This is a genomic window from Mycobacterium sp. TH-M82 (assembly GCF_057473605.1).
The window spans coordinates 1-6,199 of the sequence record NZ_JBYCKY010000358.1 but is presented as its reverse complement, the minus strand read 5'-3'; the positions used below and the strand labels follow the sequence as shown (position 1 = coordinate 6,199).

Genomic DNA, 6,199 nt, shown 5'->3' with positions numbered 1-6,199 from the left:
GCGGGGTCGACGCGCCATCGGGACGACCGGGGCGATCAGTGCGTTCTTGACGTTCGGGCTTGGGCCGCTGGCCGACGCGCCCAAGGCCCGTGGCGAGGGGTTTGACGCAGTCATTGACCAGGCCCTCTCTGCGATCACGGGTTCGTTGGGCGATCTGTCGGGCGTTTCTGCGACGGTTCCAGAACCGGGTGCCGTCGATGCCGGCTCGGTGGCTGCGGCCAACCCGGGTGATGGCTGGTTGCATGCGCTGGAGCAGGACTGGAGTGGCAGCGCGCTGGGTAAGCAGGTGGACACCGCGCTGAGCACCTTGTTGAACCACTTCGCTCCGGTTGCCGAAGCCACCGCCGGCGCTGATGCGCAGTCGATGAGTCAGAACTTGCTGGTCAATCCCCACTTCGAAATTGCCGACCCGGACGGGTCGGGCTACGAGGGGGTGATCATTCCGGGCTGGAAGGAGACCGGCACCCCGACCGTGATGGAGTACGGCACCCCGCGCAATTTTCCGTCGCCGCTCAGTTCTCGGTTCCCAGACCTGCCGTTCTTCATGGACTTTCCGCAGCACGCGCCGCCGGACACCCCGGCCGGCGACGACAATTTCGCCGGCGGCGGACCCGTGGCCACCTCCAGCATCAGCCAAACCGTCAACCTCACCGGCGCAGCCGGAACGCCGTTCAACCTGAGTGCAGATCTCGGCGGCCAATGGCTGAACCCGTCCTACACCTCAGAGCAGGTCACCTTCCTCGGCTCCAATGGGCAGGTTCTGGGCACCGACTCGCTCAAGCCGGTCACGGAATTTGATCGCCTGGGTATCACCGGGTTTGAGCACCGCGACATCACCGGGACGGTCCCGGAGGGCACCACCTCCGCGCAGGTGACCATAACCTTCAACGACGAAAGCAAGTTGCTCGACGACTACAACGGCGCCTACGCCGCCAACGAGTCGTTCACGGTCGGCGATCCAAGCCTCACCGCCGCACCGCTCACCACACCGACGTCCGACGTCGGCCAACTCAATCACGTGTTCCTGATCTACCTGGAAAACCAGGGCGACAAATACGTCGTGGGCAACCCCAACGCTCCGTTCATCAACAGCCTGATCAAGACAGAAGATTTCGACAGCGGCTACCACTCGGAGGGCCACCCCAGCAACCCCAACTACATCGAGGTCATGGGCGGGTCAGCCTTCGGCTTCGACTACAACGACGGTGGGGGCTCCGTCAATGCACCCAGCCTCATGCAGGAAATGGATCAGGCGGGCGTAACGTGGGCCAGCTACGACCAGGGCATCCCGGCGGGTACCACCGACATAACGCCGGATGACGCCGTCAACGCAACGCCCTTCGGCGCTTTCACCTACGTCTACGACAACACTGCCGCCTTCCTGCGCGAACACATTTTCCCGCAGTCGGATTTGGCCAGCGCTCTGCAGAACCCGAGCACCTTCCCGGACTTCGCGTGGGTCAAACCCAACACGATCAGCTACGGTCAATTTGACGGTCCCGTTATCAGCGATCTCAGGTTTATTACCAACGAGGTCTTTCCTACGCAGTCCGGCCTGCTACAGGAGGACGAGTACCTCCAGATCGCGGTATCGACCATTGAGCACTCGCCGACGTGGACTGACCCGAACGAGAAGGATGCGATCTTCATCACGTTCGACGAGGACAATAACGAACCGTCACTGGGCATCGAGAACGACGGCAACAACGTTCCGCTGATCGTCATCCCGAACCAGGGTGCCGTGACGGAGGGAGGGATGCAAGCCCATGTCACCACCGACACCGACTACAACGTGTACGACCTGATGGCCACAATCGCAGACGCCTTGCGTCCTGCGTCGGGAACGCTGGCCCCGCTCACCGACAACGAGAAGTACGCCGAGCCCATGAATGCGTTCTGGAAATAATGGTCGACACTGGGACCACACTGGAAGCTCGCACGCCTCGATGTACGTCATCGTATTGGGAGGTAGCCTCGATTTTCCATGCCGCCTGATGGTGGGGGCGTGAACCGGATTCTGACCGGTTGTCAGTTGGACAGGTCGACGACGGTGAGCGCAGACTGCAGGCCGGCAAAGTCGCCGGAGTTGCGTGTCAGCAATATCAGGCCGTGCCGCGCTGCGGTCGCGGCGATTTGTAAATCCATGCGTCTGGCGCGCGGGTTCCTTCCCTGCTGACGTACCAATGTTGCTATCGCGCCGTAATATTCGGTCGTGGCTATGTCGAATGGCAGTACGTCGAACCTCTCTAGTGGTGTGTCCCGCAAATAATCAGCGGAGTATTGATATGATTTTGGGTATGAGCAAACCCGTACCCGCACTGACGGTTTCTGCTGGACAGCGCGAGGTGTTGGAGGTGTTGGCCCGATCGCAGTCTGGCGCGCATCGGGAAGTGGTGCGGGCCAAGGCCTTGCTGATGGCTGCCGACGGCGTGGCGAACGCGACGATCGCTGCCAGGCTGTCGGTGTCGCGGGCCACCGTAGCGAACTGGCGCACCCGGTTCGCCGAGGATGGTCTGGTCAAGTTCGGGCAGGTCCGTGAAGGCCGCGGCCGCAAGCCCTCGATCCCGGACGCCACGATCGAGAAGATCGTGACGCTGACCAAGGATAGCCACCCGCAGGGCCAAACCCATTGGAGCACAAGGACGATGGCCGAGGCCGCCGGGGTCTCCAAAAGCAGTGTGCAGCGGGTATGGAACGAGTTGGGCCTCAAACCGCACCGAGTCGACACCTTCAAGGTGTCGAACGACCCAAAATTCGAAGAGAAGCTGGTCGACGTGGTGGGTCTGTATCTGAACCCGCCCGAGAACGCGATCGTGCTATGCGCCGATGAGAAGTCCTCGGTGCAGGCGCTCGACCGCACGCAGGCATCCCTGCCGATGACAAAGGGCCGCGGGGCAACGATGACCCACGATTACAAACGTAACGGCACCACAACCTTGTTCGCCGCGCTCAACGTGCTCACCGGCATGATCATCAGCCAGTGCATGCCTCGGCATCGCCATCAGGAATGGTTGAAATTCCTCAAGACCATCGATAAGCAGGTGCCCAAGGGCCTGGCGATCCACTTGATCCTGGACAATTACGCCACCCACAAGCACGCCGAGGTGGCGGCCTGGCTCGACAAACATCCCCGCTTTCACCTGCATTTCACGCCGACCTCCTCGTCGTGGCTCAATCAGGTCGAACGGTGGTTTCGTGAGTTGACCGACAAAGCGTTGCGACGCGGGGTCTTCGGGTCGGTACCGGAGTTAGTCGCCGCGATCCAGGAATACATCGACGCCCACAACGACGACCCCAAGCCCTACGTGTGGACTGCCACCGCCGAATCGATCCTGGCCAAAGTTGCGCGAGCCCGCGCAACACTAGACACAGTCAATTAATTGCGAGACACACCACTAGCGTGTGTTGTACGCGCTGGCGTCGGCGGGTCTGTTCTAACGGGTCGGTCGCGGCGGTGACGCCGTACTGCAACTCTCCGATCGTGATCACCGACACCGCCAGTTCGTCGGCGTACCGATGAACCTGCTGTGCGGTCGGCGGGGCGATCACGACAGAGGTATCCAGCAGCGCCCGGCGTGGCCGGCTACTCACCGGCGGCATCTGTTTGCCGCGCCCACGGGTCTTCCGGAGTATCGGGCCCGGATAGCTCGTCGCCGCCTTCGCGGATGTCGTGCCACCACCGCTGCGCGTCCTCGGCGGAGAGTGGGCTTGCGGTCAGCGCGGCTATCGCATCGGTCGCGGGCACGAACCGGCGGCGGCTGGTCTCCCGGTGTGGTACCACGTCGGCCACGGGACGGCCGTTGACCGTGACGACGAACGATTCGCCGGCGGCGACCCGCCGCATGACGGCGGCGTTGTCGTTTCGTAGCTCGGACTGCCGAATCTCCACACTCATAGCGCAAATATAGCACTTTCATAGCGGTATCGTGGACGGCGCGACCAGTTCGCTCGTCTCGCCGGCTGGCATCCAGGGCTGGGTTGACGGAGTAGGCTCAACGGGCGGTCAGCGAGATCGCCATCTCGTCGTAGATCGACATGTTGGTGACCAGATTGGGATAGGTCACCTTCGCCGGCCCGAGGGTGATGTTGTCGCAGCGCAGCAGCAGTTCGTCGAAGACCGCGCGCAGTTCGGCGCGGGCGAGATTGGCGCCCAGGCAGAAGTGCGGCCCGCCGCCGCCGAACGCGACATGCGGGTTGGGCGCACGGCCGATGTCGAAGGTGAACGGGTCATCGAAGACCTCCTCGTCGCGGTTGGCCGACCGCAGCATCGACACCACCCGGTCGCCTGCGGGGATGTGCCGGCCGTCCATCTCGATGTCGACCTTGGCGGTGCGGGTCCAGTACGCCACCGGCGTGGTCCAGCGCAGCACCTCCTCGACGGCGGCCGGCCGCACCGCCTCGTCGTCGCGGTAGCGCTCGATCTGCTCCGGATTGGCCACGAACGCCTGCACCCCGTCCGCCAGCGCATTCTTGGTGGTGTCGCTGCCGGCGAACGCCAGCACAAAAAAGAAGATCTCCAACTCGTTTTCCGGCAACCGAAACTGCTCGCCGTCGTCGCCGGTGATCACCGCCGAGGCCAGCCTGCTCCAGATGTCGTCGACGGGGTTGCGCCGCTTCTCGGCGGTGAGCTCGAGCGCGTAGCCGAAGATGGCGGCGTACAGGTCGAGCTCGTCCGGCTCGGCCAAGATGCGGTCGAAAACCCCGAAGATCCGGGGCCGGTCTGCTTCCGGCATGCCGATGATGTCGCCGATGACCGTCATCGGCAGCGCGTCGGCGACGTCGGTGATCCAGTCCCCGCCACCGCCGGCCAGCAGGTGATCGATCATCCGCGCGGCCCGGGCCCGGATGCCGTCTTCGAGTGTGGCGACCGCCCGCGGTGTGAACGCACTCGAGATGAGCTTGCGGCGTTTGTTCAACTCCGGCTCGTCCAAGTTGACGATGGTCGGATAGGACGCGAACGTCCCCGCGGGCTGGATCAGCGGACCGTCGGCCGCCGTGAACGACTCGGCGTCGCGGTGGATGCGCGCGGCATGGCGGTGTTTGGTGGTGATCCAGAAGTCGCGCTTGACGCCGATCCTGGCCACACCACGGGTGCGGTCGTGGCGGAACAGCGGTCGGGTATGCCGCAGCTCGGTGAACAACTCGTCGGGAAAGCCATGGCGCCACAGGTTTAAGTCGGACAGATCCAGTGCCGCAGTGCTCATGGGCAACCCCGATCCAATCGGTGCACCGGCCATGCCGTGCCGGACGATTGACGTGCAATGTCTAAAATAGTAAAAATAGGCGGGGGAGTGGGGTTGCCGCCACTGGGTTCCCTAGCAGACGGAGAGGCTCGTGACACAAACAGTTTCTGGCGACGCCATGGATGCCTCGGAACGTGAGTTTGGGCCCACCGGCATCAAGCTGTCGACGTACCGCTTCCCGACCGGCTGGTTCATCGTCGGCTTCGCCTCCGAGCTGGCTCCCGGCGAGGTCAAGCGGGTGCACTACTTCGGCGAGGAACTGGTGCTGTTCCGCACCGCATCGGGCCGGGTGAACGTGCTCGACGCCTATTGTCAGCACCTGGGCGCCAACATGGGCGTCGGCGGCACCGTCGAGGGTGAACACATCGTCTGCCCCTGGCACGGCTGGCACTGGCGCGGCGACGGCAGCAACGCGCTGATCCCCTACAGCAAGATCGGCTGCAACAAAACCGTGCGCATCCGGACTTACCCCAGCATGGAGTGGTACGGCTTCATCCTGGTCTGGCATGAGAGGCACGGCCGGGCACCATACTGGCGGCCGCCGGTGATTCCGGAGCTGGAGAGCGGCGAGTACTACCCGTTGCACCCGCACACCCGGATGCTCAACCGGGTCAAGGTGCACCCGCAGATGATCATCGAGAACGCGGCCGACCCCTACCACGTGCAGTACGTGCACAAGGCCGCCAACCCGGCCAACACCGCGTCGTTCACGGTGTCCGGTTACCACCTGCACGCCACCGTCAAAGCCGACTTCGGCGGCGGGCGGCCGCAGACGTGGCTGACCCCCAACGGGCCGGTCACCGCCAAGATCGTCTACGACAACTACTCGCTCGGCATCGGCTTCGTCCGGTTCCCCAGCGACCTGGTGGCCACCGTCCAGGTCACCGGGCAGACGCCGGTCGACGAGGACTACACCGACTACTTCTACACTCAGGCATCCATCCGCGAGCCGGGCG

The 6,199-nt window shown here is 63.7% G+C and carries 6 protein-coding genes; 3 read left to right on the top strand and 3 right to left on the bottom strand.

From position 1 onward, the window contains the following. The coding region (locus AC2VON_RS11065; protein ID WP_486952997.1) for an alkaline phosphatase family protein at nt 1-1,906 on the top strand (1,906 nt) is incomplete at its 5' end. A gap of 391 nt (nt 1,907-2,297) precedes the next feature. Next, entirely contained in the window at nt 2,298-3,380 is a 1,083-nt protein-coding gene (locus tag AC2VON_RS11060) for an IS630 family transposase (protein WP_486952996.1), read from the top strand. Here AC2VON_RS11060 and AC2VON_RS11055 read toward each other — a convergent pair. The 3 genes from AC2VON_RS11055 to AC2VON_RS11045 all read right to left on the bottom strand — a co-directional run bounded on the left by AC2VON_RS11055 (nt 3,373) and on the right by AC2VON_RS11045 (nt 5,204). Further along, complete coding sequence (locus AC2VON_RS11055; protein ID WP_486952995.1) at nt 3,373-3,591, bottom strand: PIN domain-containing protein; 219 nt, start codon at nt 3,589-3,591, stop codon at nt 3,373-3,375. The two genes, AC2VON_RS11060 and AC2VON_RS11055, sit on opposite strands and share 8 nt — an antisense overlap. Continuing rightward, entirely contained in the window at nt 3,584-3,895 is a 312-nt protein-coding gene (locus tag AC2VON_RS11050) for a type II toxin-antitoxin system Phd/YefM family antitoxin (RefSeq protein WP_486952994.1), read from the bottom strand. Before AC2VON_RS11050 ends, AC2VON_RS11055 begins: the two co-directional genes overlap by 8 nt. A 97-nt stretch (nt 3,896-3,992) precedes the next feature. Then, nucleotides 3,993-5,204 (bottom strand): cytochrome P450, encoded by a 1,212-nt coding sequence (locus AC2VON_RS11045; RefSeq protein WP_486952993.1) that lies wholly within the window; start codon nt 5,202-5,204, stop codon nt 3,993-3,995. Between the two features lie 157 nt (nt 5,205-5,361). Between AC2VON_RS11045 and AC2VON_RS11040 the strand changes: the two genes are divergently transcribed. Beyond that, nucleotides 5,362-6,199, top strand: an 838-nt coding sequence (locus tag AC2VON_RS11040; protein WP_486952998.1) for a Rieske 2Fe-2S domain-containing protein, incomplete at its 3' end; no start/stop codon positions are given.